At 67.6% G+C, this 17,887-nt stretch carries 23 protein-coding genes; 7 read left to right on the forward strand and 16 right to left on the reverse strand.

Translation table 11 applies throughout. The annotated features are described in order from the left end of the window. Positions 1-90: 90 nt before the first annotated feature. Positions 91-1,071 carry a calcium/sodium antiporter gene (locus HA630_RS13395; protein ID WP_166834604.1) on the forward strand — a complete coding sequence of 327 codons (981 nt, stop codon included), beginning with the start codon at positions 91-93 and terminating at the stop codon, positions 1,069-1,071. On the opposite strand, the gene HA630_RS13400 is transcribed toward HA630_RS13395, so the two are convergent. Then, the gene (locus HA630_RS13400; RefSeq protein ID WP_166834606.1) at positions 1,044-1,973 is read right to left on the reverse strand and encodes an SDR family oxidoreductase; all 930 of its coding nucleotides are present in this window, start codon (positions 1,971-1,973) and stop codon (positions 1,044-1,046) included. The two genes, HA630_RS13395 and HA630_RS13400, sit on opposite strands and share 28 nt — an antisense overlap. A 78-nt stretch (positions 1,974-2,051) precedes the next feature. Between HA630_RS13400 and HA630_RS13405 the strand changes: the two genes are divergently transcribed. Next, entirely contained in the window at positions 2,052-3,083 is a 1,032-nt protein-coding gene (locus HA630_RS13405; protein WP_166834608.1) for a CDP-6-deoxy-delta-3,4-glucoseen reductase, read from the forward strand. A gap of 56 nt (positions 3,084-3,139) precedes the next feature. Here HA630_RS13405 and HA630_RS13410 read toward each other — a convergent pair whose 3' ends face one another. From HA630_RS13410 to HA630_RS13430, 5 genes are read right to left on the reverse strand one after another with little or no spacing between them, the layout of a single operon-like run. Then, positions 3,140-3,745 (reverse strand): SCO family protein, encoded by a 606-nt coding sequence (locus HA630_RS13410; RefSeq protein ID WP_166834610.1) that lies wholly within the window; start codon positions 3,743-3,745, stop codon positions 3,140-3,142. 5 nt (positions 3,746-3,750) lie between these two features. After that, complete coding sequence (cyoE, locus tag HA630_RS13415; RefSeq protein WP_166834612.1) at positions 3,751-4,656, reverse strand: heme o synthase; 906 nt, start codon at positions 4,654-4,656, stop codon at positions 3,751-3,753. Beyond that, positions 4,653-5,804 carry a heme A synthase gene (locus tag HA630_RS13420; RefSeq protein WP_166834614.1) on the reverse strand — a complete coding sequence of 384 codons (1,152 nt, stop codon included), beginning with the start codon at positions 5,802-5,804 and terminating at the stop codon, positions 4,653-4,655. The genes cyoE and HA630_RS13420 overlap by 4 nt, the downstream gene beginning before the upstream one ends. Positions 5,805-5,806: 2 nt before the next feature. Then, a complete protein-coding gene (locus HA630_RS13425) occupies positions 5,807-6,532 on the reverse strand; it encodes a hypothetical protein (RefSeq protein WP_208300060.1) in 726 nt (241 codons plus the stop codon). Beyond that, complete coding sequence (locus HA630_RS13430) at positions 6,489-7,229, reverse strand: SURF1 family protein (protein WP_166834616.1); 741 nt, start codon at positions 7,227-7,229, stop codon at positions 6,489-6,491. Before HA630_RS13430 ends, HA630_RS13425 begins: the two co-directional genes overlap by 44 nt. 15 nt (positions 7,230-7,244) lie before the next feature. Between HA630_RS13430 and HA630_RS13435 the strand changes: the two genes are divergently transcribed. Further along, positions 7,245-7,469 carry a twin transmembrane helix small protein gene (locus HA630_RS13435; RefSeq protein ID WP_166834618.1) on the forward strand — a complete coding sequence of 75 codons (225 nt, stop codon included), beginning with the start codon at positions 7,245-7,247 and terminating at the stop codon, positions 7,467-7,469. Positions 7,470-7,568: 99 nt separating this feature from the next. Here the strand turns inward: HA630_RS13435 and HA630_RS13440 are convergent, their stop codons facing one another. From HA630_RS13440 to HA630_RS13470, 8 genes are all read right to left on the reverse strand, one after another. Then, positions 7,569-8,450, reverse strand: a complete 882-nt coding sequence (locus HA630_RS13440; protein WP_166834620.1) for a cytochrome c oxidase subunit 3 — start codon at positions 8,448-8,450, stop codon at positions 7,569-7,571. A 55-nt stretch (positions 8,451-8,505) separates the two neighbouring features. After that, positions 8,506-8,712, reverse strand: a complete 207-nt coding sequence (locus HA630_RS13445) for a DUF2970 domain-containing protein (RefSeq protein WP_166834622.1) — start codon at positions 8,710-8,712, stop codon at positions 8,506-8,508. Beyond that, positions 8,709-9,320: a cytochrome c oxidase assembly protein gene (locus HA630_RS13450; RefSeq protein WP_166834624.1), complete on the reverse strand. Its 612-nt coding sequence runs from the start codon at positions 9,318-9,320 to the stop codon at positions 8,709-8,711. Before HA630_RS13450 ends, HA630_RS13445 begins: the two co-directional genes overlap by 4 nt. A 5-nt stretch (positions 9,321-9,325) precedes the next feature. Continuing rightward, the gene (locus HA630_RS23705) at positions 9,326-9,436 is read right to left on the reverse strand and encodes a cytochrome oxidase small assembly protein (protein ID WP_243855445.1); all 111 of its coding nucleotides are present in this window, start codon (positions 9,434-9,436) and stop codon (positions 9,326-9,328) included. Between the two features lie 19 nt (positions 9,437-9,455). Continuing rightward, positions 9,456-11,075 carry a cytochrome c oxidase subunit I gene (gene ctaD / locus HA630_RS13455; protein WP_166834626.1) on the reverse strand — a complete coding sequence of 540 codons (1,620 nt, stop codon included), beginning with the start codon at positions 11,073-11,075 and terminating at the stop codon, positions 9,456-9,458. A gap of 35 nt (positions 11,076-11,110) precedes the next feature. Then, on the reverse strand, positions 11,111-12,307 hold the full coding sequence (coxB, locus tag HA630_RS13460) for a cytochrome c oxidase subunit II (RefSeq protein ID WP_166834628.1): 1,197 nt from the start codon (positions 12,305-12,307) through the stop codon (positions 11,111-11,113). Positions 12,308-12,407: 100 nt separating this feature from the next. Next, positions 12,408-12,890: a DUF2244 domain-containing protein gene (locus tag HA630_RS13465; RefSeq protein ID WP_371809240.1), complete on the reverse strand. Its 483-nt coding sequence runs from the start codon at positions 12,888-12,890 to the stop codon at positions 12,408-12,410. 127 nt (positions 12,891-13,017) lie between these two features. Beyond that, a complete protein-coding gene (locus HA630_RS13470; RefSeq protein ID WP_166834632.1) occupies positions 13,018-13,947 on the reverse strand; it encodes a biotin synthase in 930 nt (309 codons plus the stop codon). 38 nt (positions 13,948-13,985) lie between these two features. Between HA630_RS13470 and HA630_RS13475 the strand changes: the two genes are divergently transcribed. Beyond that, entirely contained in the window at positions 13,986-14,708 is a 723-nt protein-coding gene (locus HA630_RS13475) for a ComF family protein (RefSeq protein WP_166834634.1), read from the forward strand. 10 nt (positions 14,709-14,718) lie between these two features. Then, positions 14,719-15,180 carry a tRNA (uridine(34)/cytosine(34)/5-carboxymethylaminomethyluridine(34)-2'-O)-methyltransferase TrmL gene (gene trmL / locus HA630_RS13480; protein ID WP_166834636.1) on the forward strand — a complete coding sequence of 154 codons (462 nt, stop codon included), beginning with the start codon at positions 14,719-14,721 and terminating at the stop codon, positions 15,178-15,180. A gap of 12 nt (positions 15,181-15,192) precedes the next feature. Here the strand turns inward: trmL and HA630_RS13485 are convergent, their stop codons facing one another. Together HA630_RS13485 and HA630_RS13490 are read right to left on the reverse strand one after the other, a co-directional pair. Next, the gene (locus tag HA630_RS13485; RefSeq protein WP_166834638.1) at positions 15,193-15,648 is read right to left on the reverse strand and encodes a MaoC family dehydratase; all 456 of its coding nucleotides are present in this window, start codon (positions 15,646-15,648) and stop codon (positions 15,193-15,195) included. A 59-nt stretch (positions 15,649-15,707) separates the two neighbouring features. Continuing rightward, the gene (locus HA630_RS13490; RefSeq protein ID WP_166834640.1) at positions 15,708-16,478 is read right to left on the reverse strand and encodes a sulfite exporter TauE/SafE family protein; all 771 of its coding nucleotides are present in this window, start codon (positions 16,476-16,478) and stop codon (positions 15,708-15,710) included. A gap of 41 nt (positions 16,479-16,519) precedes the next feature. Between HA630_RS13490 and HA630_RS13495 the strand changes: the two genes are divergently transcribed. After that, positions 16,520-17,158 carry a trimeric intracellular cation channel family protein gene (locus tag HA630_RS13495; RefSeq protein WP_166834642.1) on the forward strand — a complete coding sequence of 213 codons (639 nt, stop codon included), beginning with the start codon at positions 16,520-16,522 and terminating at the stop codon, positions 17,156-17,158. A 22-nt stretch (positions 17,159-17,180) separates the two neighbouring features. Further along, positions 17,181-17,615, forward strand: coding sequence for a DUF1841 family protein (locus tag HA630_RS13500; protein ID WP_166834644.1), 435 nt, complete (start codon positions 17,181-17,183; stop codon positions 17,613-17,615). Positions 17,616-17,887 lie beyond the last annotated feature (272 nt).

Below are 17,887 nucleotides of genomic sequence, written 5' to 3' on the forward strand. Positions count from 1 at the left end.
GTCCGGCCCCCGGCACCAAACTCTAAAAAGGGCAACATTCACAAGATGTTGCCCTTTTTCTTTGTTTTCCCAACGCACAGGAACTGAACCATGTGGATGCCTTTGCTGGCGGTTTTGGCGGGTCTGGCCATTCTGGTCTGGTCGGCCGACAAATTCATCGACGGCGCGGCCGCCGTGGCCCGTCATTTCAGCCTGCCGCCCCTGCTCATCGGGGTGGTCATCGTCGGCTTTGGCACCTCGGCCCCCGAAATGGCGGTGTCGGTGCTGTCTGCCATGGAGGGCAGCCCCGGCATCGCGCTGGGCAACGCCTACGGCTCCAACATCGCCAACATCGCCCTCATCCTGGGCCTGACGGCGCTCATCAGCCCCATCGTGGTCCAGTCCAGCATCCTGCGCAAGGAACTGCCCATCCTGGCCGGCATCACCGCCCTGTCGGTCGGACTCGTGTGGGACCTCGACATCGGCCGCACCGACGCCTGGATCCTGCTCGGCGTCTTCGGCCTGCTGCTGGCCTGGTCGGTGCGTGAAGGGCTGCGCAGCGGACCCGACGCCCTGGGCACCGAAACCGAGGCCGAGCTCGACGCCCACCCCCTGGCCATCGGCAAGGCCTGGTTCTGGCTGGCCGCCGGCCTGCTGCTGCTGGTCGCCAGTTCGCGGCTGCTGGTGTGGGGCGCGGTCACCATCGCGCAGAGCCTGGGCGTGAGCGACCTGGTCATCGGTCTGACTGTGGTGGCCGTGGGCACTTCGCTGCCCGAACTGGCCTCGTGCGTGGCGGCGGCACGCAAGAACGAGCACGACCTGGCGCTGGGCAACGTGCTGGGCTCCAACCTGTTCAACACCTTGGCGGTGGTGGGTCTGGCCGGGGCCATCCAGCCCATGGCGGTGGAGTCGGCGGTGCTGACGCGCGACATGGCGGTGATGGGCGCCCTGACGCTGGCGCTGTTCGTGCTGGGCTACGGCCACCAAGGCCAACCCGGGCGTATCAACCGCTGGGAAGGCGCCCTGCTGGTGCTGACCTTTGCCGGCTACACCGCCTGGTTGCTCTACACCACCCTGGGCACCCCGGCCTGAGCCTGCAGCCCCTCGCGCACCGTGGGGTAGCGCGGGGTCCAGCCCAGTTCGCGCTTGAGCCGGTCGTTGCGCAGGCGGCGCGACTCGTTCATGAAGCTCAGCACCATCAGCGACACCCGGTGCGGAGCCTCGGCCCGAGCGATGCGTTGGGGTCGAGGCAAGCCCAGCACATCGGCGGCCAGGTCGAAGTAGTCGCCCATCTTCAGGTCGGTGTCGTCGCAGGCGTGGTACACCCGCTGCGCCGGGGCGCGCCAGAGCGCGCGCACGCAGGCCTGGGCCAGGTCGTCGGCCTGGACATGGTTGGTGTACACGTCGTCCTCGGGGCGCAGCACCGGCGTGCCCCGCAGCAGGCGCTCGCGGGCGCCGCCGGCCCGGTCGTGGGCGTAGATGCCCGGAATGCGCAGCACCGCCACCGCCACCCCATAGGCTCGGCCCCACCAACGCAGGTAGCCCTCGGCGTCCACCCGGCGCCGGGCCCGGGGGGTGTCGGGCGCCACCGGACGGGTTTCGTCCACCCAGGCGCCCTGGCAGTCGCCGTACACCCCGGTGGTGGAACCGTACACCAGGCGCACCGGGCGGCCGCGCCGCGCCAGGGCCTGGGCCAGGGCGCGGCTGCGCGGGTCTTGCACCCCGCCGGCCGGCTCGTTCGGCGGCGGCGCCAGGTGCAGCACCCGCGTGGCCAACCCCGCCAGGCGCTGCAAGCTGCGCGGGTCGTCCAGGTTGCCCAGCAGAGGCGTCACCCCGGCCTGGCGCAAGCCGGGCACCCGTTCGGGCGACGAGGTCAGGGCCAGCACCCGGGCACGCCGGCCCGCGCCCAGCCCCTGCACGCTGCGCAGCCCCACGTCACCACACCCCACCACCAACACCCGTTCGCGGCGGAACCGCGCCGGCAAAGCCCCCATCCAGACCATGCAGCCTCGCAAATTTGAGAAAATCCCCGGCTCTCGGGCGCACCGGGCGCCCGCACCACCCCGCACAGTATGACATTCCAGATCACCGTCCAGCCCAGTGGGCGCACCTTCACCGCCCAGCCCGACGAGGCCATCCTGGCCGCCGGCATCCGCCAAGGCATCGGCCTGCCCTATGGCTGCAAGGACGGCGCCTGCGGCTCCTGCAAGTGCAAAAAGCTCGAAGGCAGCGTGGTGCACGGCCCGCACCAGAGCAAGGCCCTGAGCGCCGACGAAGAAGCCGCCGGCTTTGTGCTCACCTGCTGCGCCACCGCCACCAGCGACGTGGTGCTGGAGTCGCGCCAGGTGACCGAGGCCGGGGCCTTTCCGATCAAGAAGATGCCGGTGCGCGTCACCGCCCTGGCCAAGGCCTCTCCCGACGTGATGGTGCTGACGCTGCAGCTCCCGGCCAGCGACACCTTCCAGTACCACGCCGGCCAGTACGTCGAGTTCCTGCTGCGCGATGGCGCACGCCGCAGCTACTCCATGGCCACCGCGCCGCACCGCCAGGCCGAAGCCCCGACCATGGAACTGCACATCCGCCACATGCCCGGCGGCAAGTTCACCGACCACGTGTTCGGCGGCATGAAAGAAAAGGAAATCCTGCGCATCGAAGGCCCCTACGGCAGCTTTTACCTGCGCGAGGACAGCGACAAGCCCATCGTCCTGCTGGCCTCGGGCACCGGCTTCGCGCCGATCAAGGCCCTGATCGAGCACCTGCGCTTCAAGAACATCCAACGCCCGGTGAGGTTGTACTGGGGCGGCCGCCGCCCCGCCGACCTGTACCAAAGCGACTGGGTCGAGGCCCAGTGCGCCGACATGCCGCAGCTGCGCTACGTGCCGGTGGTGTCCGACGCCTTGCCCGAAGACGGCTGGACCGGCCGCACCGGCTTTGTGCACCGCGCGGTGCTGGAAGACTGCCCCGACCTGTCGGGCCACCAGGTCTATGCTTGCGGCGCGCCCATCGTGGTCGAGTCGGCGCAGCGCGACTACCTGGCCGCCGGCCTGCCGGCCGACGAGTTCTACGCCGACGCTTTCACCTCGGAGCAGGACAAACTGGGCTGACGCGGCCCATCACCTGGCCCGGTCGCCCCGGGCCGGGTGCCGCGCCGTCCGGTGGCTCACTCCGACAGCAGGCGTTTGACGTCGCTGGCCAGCGCCTGGGCGCCGCTGCCGTAGCGGTGGTACAGGCGGATGCGCCCTTTCGGGTCGTACACGTAGCTGCCCGCCGAATGGTCCATGGTGTAGCTGGTCGGGGTCTGGCCCTCGACCTTTTTGTAGTACACCTTGAACGATTGGGCCAGCGCCGGCAAAGCCTCGGGCGTGGTGTACAAGGCCAGAAAGCTGGGGTCGAAATTGGCCATGTACTCGCGCATCACCTCCGGCGTGTCGCGCTCCGGGTCCACGCTGACGAACAGGCCCTGCAGCCGGTCGCCGTCGGCACCCAGCAGGGCCTTGGCCTGCGCCAGTTCCCCCAGCGAGGTCGGGCAGACGTCCGGGCACTGGGTGAAGCCGAAGAACACCACCACCGCCTTGCCCTCAAAGTCCTTCAGGGTGCGGCGCTGGCCGTTGTGGTCGGTCAGGTCGAAACCGGTGGCGTAATCGGCCCCGGTGATGTCGATGCCCACGAAGGCCGGCTGTTCGCTGCAGGCCGTCAGGGCCCAGGGCAACACGGCGGCGATGGCCAGGGCCCACAGGGCGCGGCGACGGGAAGACACAACAGGCATAGGGCTCACACCAGGTAATGGTCCAGCAGCATCGCCGCGAACAGCAGCGACAGGTGGATCAGGGAAAAACGGAAGGTTTTGCGGGCCAACTGGTCGGAATAGTTGCGCCACAGCGCCCAGGCGTAGCCGGTGAAGCCCACGCTCAGCGCCACCGCCACCGCCAGGTAGAGCCAGCCGTTCATGCGCAGCATGAAGGGCAGCAGGCAGGCCGCGAACAGGATCAGGGTGTAGAGGAAGATCTGCAGCCGGGTGAATTCGGAGCCGTGGGTCACCGGCAGCATCGGCAGGCCGGACTTGCGGTAGTCCTCCACCCGGTACAGGGCCAGCGCCCAGAAGTGCGGCGGCGTCCACAGGAAGATGATCAGGAACAGCACCAGCGCCTCGGGCGTCACGGTGTCGGCCATGGCGGCCCAGCCCAGCACCGGCGGCATGGCGCCCGAGGCCCCGCCGATCACGATGTTCTGCGGCGTCAGCGGCTTGAGCACCACGGTGTAAACGATGGCGTAACCGACAAAGGTGGCAAAGGTCAGCCACATGGTCAGCGGGTTGACCCAGACGTAGAGGAGGACCGAGCCCAGCGCACACAGCAGCGCCGAAAACGTCAGGGTCTGGGCGTTGGTCAGTTCGCCCTTGGCGGTCGGCCGCCAGGCGGTGCGCTTCATCTTGGCGTCGATGTGCTGCTCGACCACACAGTTGAACGCCGCCGCCGCACCGGCCACCAGCCAGATGCCCAGACAGGCCAGTGCGGCCGTGCCCACCTGCGCCGCGCTGGGCACCCCGGGCACGGCCAGCACCATGCCGATCAGCGCGCAAAAGACGATGAGCTGGATGACGCGGGGCTTCATCAGCGCGTAAAACTGCCGCCAAGTGGGCGGCAAGGGAGCGGTCAGGGAGGTCTCGGTGGCACTCATGCGGGGTATCCGTGGGCGGTCGGGGGTGGCGCGGTCTCAACACCACGGGGGTGGGCCTGGGTCAGCCAGCCGGTCAGCACCACCACCAGGGCGGCGGCGCCGCCGGTGTGGGCCACGGCGGCCACCAGCGGCCACTCGAGCACCACGTTGGACAGGCCGGTCAGCAACTGCCAGCCGCCCAGCAGCAGCAGGGTGCGGGCCTGGTCGGCGCGGCCTTCGCGGCGGTGCAGGTGCCAAGCCAGGGCCGCCAGGGCCAGCAGCACGCCGTAGGCCACCAGGCGGTGGGTGTAGTGGATGGCGGTCAGGGCCGGGAAGGGAATGGCGTCGCCCGAGCGGCGCTGGCCCAATTCGCGCCACCACTCGAAGCCGCCGGCAAAGTCCATGACCGGCCACCAGCTGCCCTGGCAGGTGGGGAAGTCGCGACAGGCCAGCACCGCGTAGTTGGTGCTGACCCAGCCACCCAGCGCAATCTGCACCCAGAGCAACCCGAACATGGCCCACAGCGCCCAGCGGGTACCGGCACCCGGGCGTTGGTGGGCCGACGGTGGTTCCAGCAACTGCTGGTAGCGCACCGCCTGCAGCCGCAGCAAGGCCAGCAGGGCCATGCCGCCCAGCAGGTGCAGGGTGACGATGGCCGGAAACAGCTTCATGGTCACCGTCAGGGCGCCAAACGCGCCCTGCAGGCAGACCCAGAACAGGGTCACCAGGGGCCAGAAGAGCGACTGCTGCAGGCGCCGGCGCTCGAACCAGCTCACGCTGGCCAGCACCAGAATCAGCACCCCCACCGCGGTCGCCAGGTAGCGGTGGATCATCTCAATCCAGGCCTTGGAGAACGTCACCGGCCCGGTGGGCATGGCTTCCTGGGCCGCGGCGATGGACGCGCTCGCCCCGATGGGACTGGCACTGCCGTAGCAGCCGGGCCAGTCCGGGCAGCCCAGACCAGAATCGGTCAGCCGGGTGAAGGCGCCGAACAGCACCAGGTCAAAGGTCAGGAACAGGGTCAGGCCGGTGAGCCAGGCCAGGCGCTGGGCCGGGCTGGCGTCGCGCCGGCGCAGCCAGACCCAGGCCAGTGGCCCCAGGGCGATCACCAGGCCCAGCCCCATCAGGCGCAGCACGGGGCTGTAGTCGTACAAGGCTTGTGCGTCCATGCTCAGCGCCCCGCCCGGTCCCAGAAACTGGAGGCGCGCAAGAGCCGGTCCAGGTCGCGCCGCACCTTGGCGGGCTCGGCCTCGGCCGGGAAACGCATCATCCAGTTGCCCAAGGGGTCCACCACGTACAGGTGGTCGCTCAGCCGCTGGCCCGGGGCCGGCTCGAGCCAGCCGGCGATGTCGGATTCCGGCAGGTGCAGCACCACCGCCGTTTCGGTGGCCTTCTTCAACACGTCGGACAACTCCGGGGCGCCGGTGCGCAACCACACCCAATCCATCCGATCCTTTTCGCGGCCCAAGCCCTCGCGCAGCTGGTGCTGCAGGTACAGGTGCCGCTCGCACTGGGCGTTGCAGGCGCTGTCGGCCACGCTGATGAACAGCCACTGGTGCTTCAGGTCGGTCAGCACCTGGGGCTGGCCGGCGTTGTTGGTCCCGCGCAGCGCCGGCATGGGCCGCTGCGGCTCGATCAGCTCGCCGTAGTTGCGCCGGCCTTCAGGTCGGATGACGTAGTAGGTCAGGTAGGAAGCGATGACCGGCGAGGCGCACACCAGCAGCACCAGGAACATCTTCCAGCGACCCGACCGGGTCATGGCCGGGTCGCGCGCGGTGCCGGGCTCGGCGCGGGGCAGGGAATGCACCGTCAGGGTCAGCGGTTCGTCGCGGGCGGTCTGGCGGGCGTGGGCGTCAGCCGCGCCGGCGCCGTGGGACGAGGATTTGGAACCAGACATACAAGATCGTGATGAGCGCACCCAGGCCAAACCATTGCAAGGCGTAGCCGTAGTGCTTGTGGACGTCGGCCCCAACGCGGGGCCAATCGCGGGTCATGCCGTCGGGGGTATCGGGTGCGGACTGCTGCAGCGACAGGGGGTGGAGCCGCAGCGACCATTCGGCCCCATAGGCCGACAGGTCGATATTTTGCCGGATCGGCCCGGGGGCGTCCTCGCCGAAGGCATAAAGCTGCGAAGGGGCTGGGGCCAAACGCCCGGCCACGGCCACTGTGCCGTCGGGCTGGGGCACCGGCGGCAACGCGGTGCGGTCGTCCATGCGGCGCGGCACCCAGCCCCGCTGCACCAGCAAGGCCGGCCCGCCGTGGCTGGGCAGCAAGGGCGTGACCACGATGAAGCCGGTGCGGCCGTTCATCGGGCGGTTGTCCAGGAACACCGTGGCCTCGTGCAGCCAGCGGCCCTGCAGCGTGGCACGGCGGTCGTGCAGGCCGCTCGTGTCGCCGCCCGGCTGCACCGAGTCCAGCGCCTCCCAGCCCACCGGGGCCAGGGTCTCGCGGGCTTCGCGCTGTGCCCACAGGCCGGCCTTCAGCTCGGCCCGCCCCAGCTGCCAAAACCCCAGGGAAGCGGTCACCGCCACCCCGACCGCCGCAGCCAAAGCCACCCACCAACGGCGGGCCGACGCGCGCAAGGCGCGACTCATCGGATAATTCCCGTCATGACTTACCTTGTGATCCTGGCATTTGTGCTCATCGTCGGCAGTTTGGGCGTGGCCCTGGTCTCCATGATGCGCGGCCACTCCAACGACGCCAACGCCACCAAGTCGCGCCGCATGGCCCGCGCCCTGACGGTGCGCATCGGCCTGTCGGTGCTGCTGTTCATCGCGGTCCTGGTCGCTTACCTGATGGGCTGGATCCAGCCCACCGGACTGCCCTTGCGCTGACACCCGACATTTTCGTGGCGCCAAGCAGAACGGCCTGCGCCACCACAACAAAAAAGCGCCCCAGGGCGCTTTTTTGTCTTGCCGGGTTCGGCCGACCCATCACATCCAGTAAACCAGGATGTACAGACCCAGCCACACCACGTCCACAAAGTGCCAGTACCAGGCGGCGCCTTCGAAACCGAAATGGCGCTCCTTGGTGAAATGACCCTTTTGCAGGCGCAGGGTGATGAACAGCAGCATCAGCATGCCCACGAAGACGTGGAAGCCGTGGAAGCCGGTCAGCATGTAGAAGGTGGAACCAAAGATGCCGGAGTCCATGCGCAGGTTCAGGTCGGCGTAGGCGTGGGAATACTCGTAGCCCTGCACGAACAGGAACACCACGCCCAGCAGCACCGTCAGCCACATGAAGGCGATGGTCTTGCTGCGGTTGCCGTCCTGGATCGCGTGGTGGGCGATGGTCAGGGTCACGCCCGAGGTCAGGAGCAGCGCGGTGTTGATGGTGGGCAACCAGAACGGACCCATGGTCTGGAAGGGCTCGACGATGCCAGCGGGCGACGCGGTGACGCCGGCCATGACCGACGGCCAGATCGACTGGAAGTCGGGCCAGAGCAGCGCGTTTTCGATGTTGCCCAGCGCCGGCACCGAATGGGTGCGGGCCCACCACAGCGCGGTGAAGAAGGCGCCAAAGAACATCACCTCCGAGAAGATGAACCAGCTCATGCTCCAGCGGTAGGAGATGTCGATCTTGCGGCCGTAGAGGCCACCTTCGCTCTCGGCCACCGCATCGCGGAACCACTGGTACAGCACGATCAGCCACCAGGCCAGACCGAAGGCCACCGAGAATTTGCCCCAGGCCACGCCGTTGATCCACTGGCCGGCGCCGAGCGCGACAAAGAACAGACCGATCGCGGACATGACCGGGTGCCGGGACAGCCCGGGGACGAAATAGTATGGCGTCTGGCCATGCGTTGCTGCGGACATGCTCACTCCTACTTGCGCTTGATTGTTAAATTAAATTCTTTGCCCAGTGCAGCGGTCAACGGGTCACCCAGAAGACGACACCCATCAGGACGGCCACGAACACAATGGCCAGCACCACCCCGACCACCAGCAAGTGGATCGGGTTGAGCTTGGCGATGTCGTGCTGAAAATCGCTTTTGCGCCGCACCCCCAGAAAACCCCAGAGCACCGCCCGGACCGTGTCCAGCAAGGCGCCCTTGCGTGTGTGTGCGGGGGTGTTCATGAAGCCTCCGCCGCCGTGATGGCTGGCACCACCCGGGGCGCCAGCTGCGCGGTCGGCGCCTCCGGCGTTTTGCCGCCCACCTCGAAGAAGGTGTACGACAGGGTGATGGTGGTCACATCCTTGGGCAGGCGCGGGTCGATGACGAAGGCCACCGGCCACTCTTTCTTCTCGCCGGGAGCCAGGGTGTACTGCGTGAAGCAGAAACACTCGACCTTGCTGAAATGGTTGGCCGCCTGGCGCGGCGCGTAGCTCGGAATCGCCTGCGCCGCCATGGTGCGGTTCTGGATGTTCTGGAACTCGTACATCACCGTGGTCAGCTCGCCCGGGTGGACCTCCATCGAGCGCACCAGGGGCTTGAAGTCCCAGGGGCCACGCACGTTGGTGTCGAACTCGATGGTGATCTTGCGCGAGGTGTCCACCTGGGTGTTGGCCGGCAGCGTCGGGCCCATGCCCGGGACCTGACGCTCCGAAAGCGCCAACACGTTGATGCCCGTCATCTCGCAAATGGCGCGGTAGATGGGCACCAGCGCGTAACCGAAGGCAAACATGCCCAAGGCAATCACGGCCAGTTTGCCGGTCACCTTGAGGTTTTCCTTGCGCAGCGACATACGGCTCACTTTCCAAACAGCACGAACTTGCCCACGAAGCCGACCAGGAAGGCCAGCGCCACCGAAGCGAGGATCAACCCCAGCTTGACGTTGTGCTTGCGTTGTTCAGGCGTCATGGTGGTGCGTGGTGTCGGTTCAGCCGATGACCTTGGTGGCGGTCACGTCCAGCTTGGGCGGGTTCTCAAAGGTGTGGTGCGGGGCCGGCGACGGCACTTCCCATTCCAGGCCCTCGGCACCTTCCCAAGGCTTCTGCACGGCCTTTTCGCCCTTGCCCTGCATCGCGGGGATGATCACGAACAGGAAGAAGTAAACCTGGGCAAAACCGAAGGCAAAGGCACCCACCGACGCGATGGCGTTGAAGTCGGCGAACTGCATCGGGTAGTCGGCGTAGCGGCGGGGCATGCCGGCCAGACCCAGGAAGTGCATCGGGAAGAAGGTGATGTTGAAAGAGATCATCGACCACCAGAAGTGCAGCTTGCCGCGGAATTCGCTGTACATCACACCGGTCCACTTGGGCAGCCAGTAGTAAACACCCGCGAACATGGCGAACAGCGAGCCGGCCACCAGCACGTAGTGGAAATGGGCCACGACGTAGTAGGTGTCCTGGAAGTTGATGTCGATGGGGGCCATCGACAGGATCAGGCCGGTGAAGCCACCGATGGTGAACACGAAGATGAAGCCCACGGCCCACATCATCGGGGTCTCAAAGGTCATCGAACCCTTCCACATGGTGGCGATCCAGTTGAAGATCTTCACACCCGTGGGCACGGCGATCAACATGGTGCTGTACATGAAGAACAGCTGGCCGGTCACCGGCATGCCGGTGGTGAACATGTGGTGCGCCCACACGACGAAGGACAGGATGGCGATGGAGCCGGTGGCATACACCATGGAGGCGTAACCGAACAGCTTTTTGCGCGCGAAGGCGGGCACGACCTGGCTCACGATGCCGAAGGCCGGCAGGATCATGATGTACACCTCGGGGTGGCCGAAGAACCAGAAGATGTGCTGGTACATCACCGGGTCACCGCCGCCGGCGGGGTTGAAGAAGCTGGTGCCGAAGTGGCGGTCGGTCAGCGTCATGGTGATGGCGCCAGCCAGCACAGGCATCACGGCGATCAGCAGGTAGGCGGTGATCAGCCAGGTCCAGGCGAACATCGGCATCTTCATCAGTGTCATGCCCGGGGCGCGCATGTTGAGGATGGTCACGATGATGTTGATCGAGCCCATGATGGACGAGGCGCCCAGGATGTGCATCGCGAAGATGGCGGCGTCCATGGACGGACCCATCTGCAGCGTCAGCGGGGCGTACAGCGTCCAGCCGGCGGCGGGGGCGCCACCGGGCATGAAGAACGACAGCACGATGATGATGGCGGCGGGCACCATCAGCCAGAAGCTGAAGTTGTTCATGCGGGCAAAGGCCATGTCGGAGGCGCCGATTTGCAGCGGCAGCATCCAGTTGGCGAAACCCACAAAGGCCGGCATGATGGCCCCGAACACCATGATGATGCCGTGCATGGTGGTGAAGGAGTTGAACAACTCCGGGTTCACCAGTTGCAGACCCGGCTGGAACAGCTCGGCGCGGATCAGCAGGGCCAGCACGCCGCCCACCATCAACATCGCAAAGCTGAACAGCAGGTACAGCGTGCCGATGTCTTTGTGGTTGGTGGCGAACACCCAGCGGCGCCAGCCGGTGGGCGCGTGGTGGTCATGATCGTGCGCGTGCGCGTCGTGGTGATCAAGAACTGCACTCATGGCATTTTCCTCGTTTCAGTAATTCCAAAGCCGGGTCACTTGCGCGCGGCCAGCACTTCAGCGGGCTGCACCAGCTGCTCGGTGTTGTTCGACCAGCTGTTCTTCGCAAAGGTCATGACAGCGGCAATTTCCGTGTCCGACAGTTGTTTCCAGGACGGCATGGCCCCACCGGCAGCGCCGTTGAGCAGGATCTGCACGAACTGCGACGGATCGGCAGCGGTGACCACCGCGGCGCCGTCCAGCGGCTTGATCGGGCCGGCGCCCTTGCCATTGGCCTGATGGCAGGCCACGCAGTTGGCGGCGTACACGGACTCGCCGCGCTTGACCAGATCGGCCAGGGTCCAGACCTTGTTCGGGTCGTCGGCCTTGGCGGCCATCAGCTTCTGCTGGGCATCGACCCAGGCGGTGTATTCCTCGGCCGAGACCACTTTGACATGGATGGGCATGTAGGCGTGTTCCTTGCCGCACAGCTCGGCGCACTGGCCGTAGTAGTCGCCGGTCTTTTCGGCGCGGAACCAGGTGTCGCGCACGAAACCGGGGATCGCGTCTTGCTTGATGCCAAAGGACGGCACCATGAAGGCATGGATCACGTCGTTGGCGGTGGTGATGATGCGAACCTTCTTGCCGACCGGCACCACCATCGGGTTGTCCACCTTCAGCAGGTAGTTGTCCACGGCTTCGGGCTTGCCCGAGTCGGAGGCGACGCGCTGGCTGTTGTCCAGGGTGGACAGGAAGCCAATACCCTCACCCTCGCCCTTGATGTAGTCGTAGCCCCACTTCCACTGCATGCCGGTGACCTTGATGGTCAGGTCGCTGTTGGTGGTGTCTTTCTGGGCCACCAGCACTTTGGTGGCGGGCAACGCCATGCCGATGACGATCAGCAGGGGCACGATGGTCCAGCCCAGCTCCACCCAGATCGGCTCGGGCAGCTCCTGAGACTTGTGGCCCACGGATTTGCGGTGCTTGACGATGGAGTAGAACATCACCCCGAAGACGATCACGAAAATGACCGAGCAGATGGCCATCATGAACCAGTGCAGCCAGTGCTGCTCTTCGGCGATCTTGGTGACGGGCGGGTGGAAGTTCAGCTGGTTGACCGCTGGGCCACCCGGCAGATCGCTCACCGCGTGCGCCGCGGTGGAGACCCAGGCGGCCGCCCCCAGGGACAGGGTGCCGATGCCGGCTTTGGCGCTGGCCCACAGCCGGCGCAACGAATGTCCTGACTTCTTCATCGTGCTCACTTTTCTCGCCTCAAATATAAGCATTGATTTATATCAACACCGATTACACCAAACTTTTGACCTCTGTGCATCCTCAAAGACCCCAGCCGGCTCAGGCGCCGTGCAAGGCCTGGCGAATTTCCCGGGCCAGCTGCTCGCGCAGGTCGGGCCGCAGAAAACGCCCCACATACACGGTTTGCCCGGCCACCTGCAGCGCCACCAGCGCGCTGCGCTGGGTGACCGGCCGAACCCGCACGCCCTGGCGTGCCCCTTCGTGCCGGCACACGCGCCCACCGTCTTCCCATTCCAGCACCAGGCTGGCGGGGCCGAGGCGGATCTGCTCGCGGTCGGCCGCATGGCGGGCGTACCAGAGAAACGCCGCCGCCAAAGCCAGCAATTCCAGCGCGGTGAAAGGCAACACCCAAACCGCACCGATGGACCAGAACAGCGCGGCCACCGACAGGGACAACACACACAGCCCACCATACGCCGCCAGGAGCTGCGCCGGGGTCAGGGAACAGTTGCGCTTGAGGGTCCAGCACAAGCCCTGCGGCGTGACGGTGGCGAATCGGTAGGACTGCATGGCTGAAGACACGGAAAGCACCTTCTGAAACACAGGCGAGGCCTGGGCGCCACCTTGGCGGGCACGCTCCAGACCTTGATCTATGTCAATTGTAGCCGGGCTTTCCGCCGAATCCCTGACAAAGCCCGTCCAGGGGCTTTCAGGAACGGGGCCGCGGCTGGCGCAGCATGGCGCGCATGTCTTGCAGCGGCACCTGGCTGCTGGCCGCCAGTTTGACGCGGGGCTCGGGTTTGAAAGCGTGACCATAGATCACCTCCACCGTGACCGCCAGGCTGCCGTCGGGCTGGCGCGGCAGGTACCGCTCCACGGCGTCGAGCCACGCCTGCCTGTACCCCTTGCCACGCAGGCCACGGGGCCGCTCGCGGTGCAGGTTGCGCCCCCAGGCGCGCAGGTCGGCCAACAGGCGCTCCGCACTCGGGTAGGTCAAGGTCAGGCGCTCCATGTCCACCACCGGCTCGGCGAAGCCGGCCTCGACCAGCATGTCGCCCCAGTCGTGCATGTCGGTCAGGGGGTGGGCCGGCGGGCACCAGTCCATGCGGGCATGCACGGCCCGCAGTTCGTGCAAGGTGTCGGGCCCCAGACCGGAGAACATGACAAAGCCCCCCACCCGCAGCAGCTCACGCCAGCGGTTGAGCAAGGCCATGGGCTGGGGATGCAGGTGCAGCGCCAGGTTGGCCCAGACCAGGTCGGCCAGGCCCTGTCCGCCATCGGGCACCGGCGCAGGACCGGGTTCTGCCCGGCCCACCAGCCGCTGCGTCCATCCCCTCCATCCGTCCGGCGGCGGCGCGAGCACACGCCGGGCCGCCTCGGCCTGCTCCCCGGCGAGCCACTCGCGGGCCTGCGGGTAGCGCTCGCTCAGGGCCCGGTGGCCGCGCAGCCCTCCCCAGAGCGGCGCCCAGTGCACCCAGTCCTGGGGCACCTGACGCATCCAGTCCAGGCGCTGGGCCATGCGGGCAGCAACTTCTTCGCAAAGCCAGGGGCTCTCGGTGCGCGGGTGTTGGCGCCAGCGGGCCGCCGCCACCGGGTCCAGGTCGGGCACGGCGGGCGTCGGGTCTGAAGGGGCGTTCATGGAGTGGCTCGGCAAGGTCGCGGCAGTATAGTCTTGACATGTCCTTGTTGCCCGACGCCTGGCGCTGGCCCGCCACCTGCGAACTGTGTGCCCGCTGGCCGGCGCGCCCGGTGTGCGACGGTTGCCGGCAGGACTGGGGCCAGATACAGCGCCGCTGCCCCGGCTGTGCTCTGGCCCTGGCGCCCGGATTGGAGCGCTGCAACCGCTGTACGCAGGAGGGCCCGGGGGTGCTGCACCGCTGCCTGGCCCGGGTGGACTACGCTTACCCTTGGACCGGCCTGGTGCAGCGCTTCAAGTTCCAGCAAGAGCCGGCCTGGGCCCGACATCTGGCCGAGCTGATGCGGGAAGACCCCGACGTGACCGAGGCCTTGCGCACCGCCGACCTGCTGGTCCCGATCCCCCTGCCCACCCCACGGCTGCTGGAGCGGGGCTACAACCAGGCTTGGGAACTGCTGCGGCAACTGCGCCGCCAGACGCCCGGCAGCGCCCCGGCGCAGGCCCAGCTGCTGCAACGCAGCGTCGGCGGGGCCGCGATCCACACCCTGCCCCGCGCCCAGCGCATCGACGCCGCCCAGCAGGCTTTCACTGCCGATCCGCGGTTCACCGGCGGGCTGGCCGGCGCCCAGGTGCTGCTGGTCGACGACGTGATGACCACCGGCGCCACCCTGCAGGCGGCCGCCCAGGTCTTGCGGGCGGCCGGCGCGGCCTGGGTGAGCGGGCTGGTGTTCGCACGCACGCCCGCGCCCGACCGCGTGGAATAATCCGCACCCCATGTTTCACATCGTCCTGGTCCAGCCCGAAATCCCACCCAACACGGGCAACGTCATCCGGCTCTGCGCCAACACCGGCTGCCGGCTGCACCTGGTGGAGCCACTGGGGTTTTCCATGGACGACAAGCACATGCGCCGCGCCGGACTGGACTACCACGAGTACGCCGACGTCCAGCGCCACGCCGACTGGGACAGCTTGGTGCGCACCGCCCAACCCGCCCCCGACCGCCTGTTTGCCATGACCACCCGCGGCACCCGTGCGGTGCACGAGGTGGCCTTTCGGCCCGGCGACTGGCTGGTGTTCGGCTCCGAATCCCGCGGCCTGGGCCCGGCCTTGCGCGACAGCTTTGCGCCCGCGCAGCGTCTGCGCCTGCCGATGCGGCCCGGCCAGCGCAGCCTGAACCTGTCGAACGCGGTGGCGGTGGTGGCCTACGAGGCCTGGCGCCAGCAGAGCTTCGCCTGACCCAGGCGCCGTTCAGGCATAGCTGCGGGCCAGGAACTCGGCCACACAGACCGGTTTGTCGCTGCCCTCACGCTCCACGCTCACGTCCCAGGTCGATTGTCGCCCGCGCGGCTCGATCGGGTCGCAGGCTTTCAGCGTGAAATGCGCGCGCAACCGGCTGCCCACCGGCACCGGCGCGGTGAAGCGCACCCGGTTCATGCCGTAGTTGACCCCCATGCGCACCTCGTCGACCCGCAGGGCCGACTCCAGAAACGCCGGCATCAGCGACAGGGTCAGGAAACCGTGCGCCACAGGCGCGCCGAACGGCCCCTGCCGCGCGCGCTCGGGGTCCACGTGGATCCACTGGTGGTCGCCGGTGGCGTCGGCGAAGCGTTGAACCTGGGCCTGGGTGACTTCGTGCCAGTCGCTCACGGCCACGGGCTGGCCGACGCAGGCCGCGAGTTCGTCGAGGGTGCAAAAAGTGCGCATGCCGCCACTGTAGTCCGAGCGGCGGACGCGCCCTGTCCGGCCAGCGACAGGCCAGCGTCTCAGAACCAGCCGTCCCAAACCAGCTTGACGCCGGTCAGGCCCATGCCCCAGTGGATCAGCCAGTAAAACAGCCGGGCGTCGATGCGGCGCGCCAGCGTCACCCCGATCCAGACCCCCAGCGGCGCCAGCGGCAGCAGCACCAGCGAAGTAGCGAAGTTGCGCGTGTCCAGCAGCCCCAGCCACGCATAGGGCAGCCATTTGCTGAGGTTGACCGCGAAAAACAGAAAAGCCATGGTGGCGGTGAACACCACCGGCCGCAGCCGCAAGGGCAGCACGTAGGCGTTGACCGGCGGGCCGCCCGCGTGCGCCACAAAACTGGTGAAACCGGCGGTGACCGTCAGCACCGCGCCCACCCAACGGGGCGGGGCCGGGGCGTCGGCGCGCGGGGGAAACAGCAGCCGCTGGGCCAGGAACAGCAAGGTGACCACGCCGACGACACCGGCCACCAGTCGGGCATCGACGACCCGGAACAGCACCGTGCCCAGCAGCGTGCCCAGCAGGGCAAACGGCAGCAGAAAGGCCAGCAGCCGGCGGTCCAGGTCTTTGCGGAAGGCGGCCATGCCCAGCACATCCATCACCAGCAGCAACGGCATGAGGATGGCCGCGGCCTGCGGCACGGTCACCGCCAGGGCCATCAAAGGCACCGCGAGCGAACCGAAACCAGAGCCGAATCCGCTTTTGCTGATGCCCATGAGCAGCACGGCCGGCACCGCCACGGCGTAGAACCACGGGTCGGCAATGGGGGCAAAGGGTAAAGCGGCAAAGTCCATGGCTGGGCAGGCATGGTAGCGGAGCGCTACCATCGCAGCCCATGCAAGACCTCAATCCCTGGGCCGAGCACCTGCGTCTGGCGGTCGAAGTGGCCGCCACGCTGGCGTTTGCCCTGTCGGGCCTGTTCGCGGCCGCGCGCAAGCGCCTGGACGCGGTGGGCGTGTTCACCGTGACCTTTCTGGCCGCATTCGGCGGCGGCACCCTGCGCGACCTGCTGCTGGACCAGCGCCCCTTCTTCTGGGCCGCCCACGTGCACTGGCTCTGGGCCCTGATGGCCCTGACCGTGGGCGCCATGCTGTTTGTGCGGCACCGCCACTTCGAGCCCACCGAGCGCGCGATGCAGTGGCCCGACGCGCTGGGCCTGGGCCTGTTCGCGGCCGCCGGGGTGAGCAAGGCCCTGCACAGCGGCTCGCCTATGCTGGTGGCGGTGCTCATGGGCGTGGTCACCGGCGTGTTCGGCGGCGTGCTGCGCGACATGGTGTGCAACGAAATCCCGCGCGCCTTCCACGACCACCAGCCCTACGCGGTCTGCGCCTTTGTGGGCGGCTGGGCCTACGTCGGCTGGTGGCAGTTCAGCGGCTCCCCGAGCCAGGCCCTGCTGGTGTGCGTGCTGGTGACGGCCGGCCTGCGCGGTCTGGCACTGTGGCGCAACTGGTCGCTGCCGGCCTGGCGCATCTGATCCTTTTTTTGAACCGATAGCCATGTTCGCCCCCTCCCAAGCCGATGTGCGCCGCTTCTTCTGTGCGGTGTACGACAAAGCCCAGCACGCCGCGCCGATGGAGGCCATCGAGGTGCTGGCCCATGAGTGGATCCAGCGCCACCCCGAATACCACGCCGAGTTGGCCGACGTGGACGCGGCCTTGCGCCGCATGCACGAGGCCGCCGAAGCGCGCGACAACCCGTTCTTGCACCTGTCCATGCACCTGAGCATCAGTGAACAATGCTCGATCGACCAGCCCCTGGGCATCCGCCAGGCGGTGGAACTGCTGGCCGCGCGGCTCGATTCGGTGCACGACGCCCACCACCAGGTGATGGACTGCCTGGGCCGCATGCTCTGGGAAAGCCAGCGCAGCGGCCGGCCGCCCGACGGGCAGGCCTACATCGACGCGGTGCGGGCCCGCGCGACCCGGGACTGAAAAGAAAAAGCCCCGGCAGGCTGCACCCGCCAGGGCTTTCGGCAGAACCCAGTTCGTGCCGATGGGCGGAATGGAAGTTGGATGTCTCACCCCGCCGGAAGCAAGGTATTGCTTCCCGTTGATTGCCAGGCAATCCAGCGGACTGGACCGCGGGCAGTGGCCGGTGGGAACTGTGCTTGAAGCGTCACCACCGACAGTTTCAGTGTAGTGGCATTGGCCCCTGTGGCCAACTGATTTTGCCAATCGCCCACCCCCCGTTCATTGGCATTTTT

The sequence above is a fragment of the Aquabacterium sp. A08 genome (assembly GCF_011742065.1).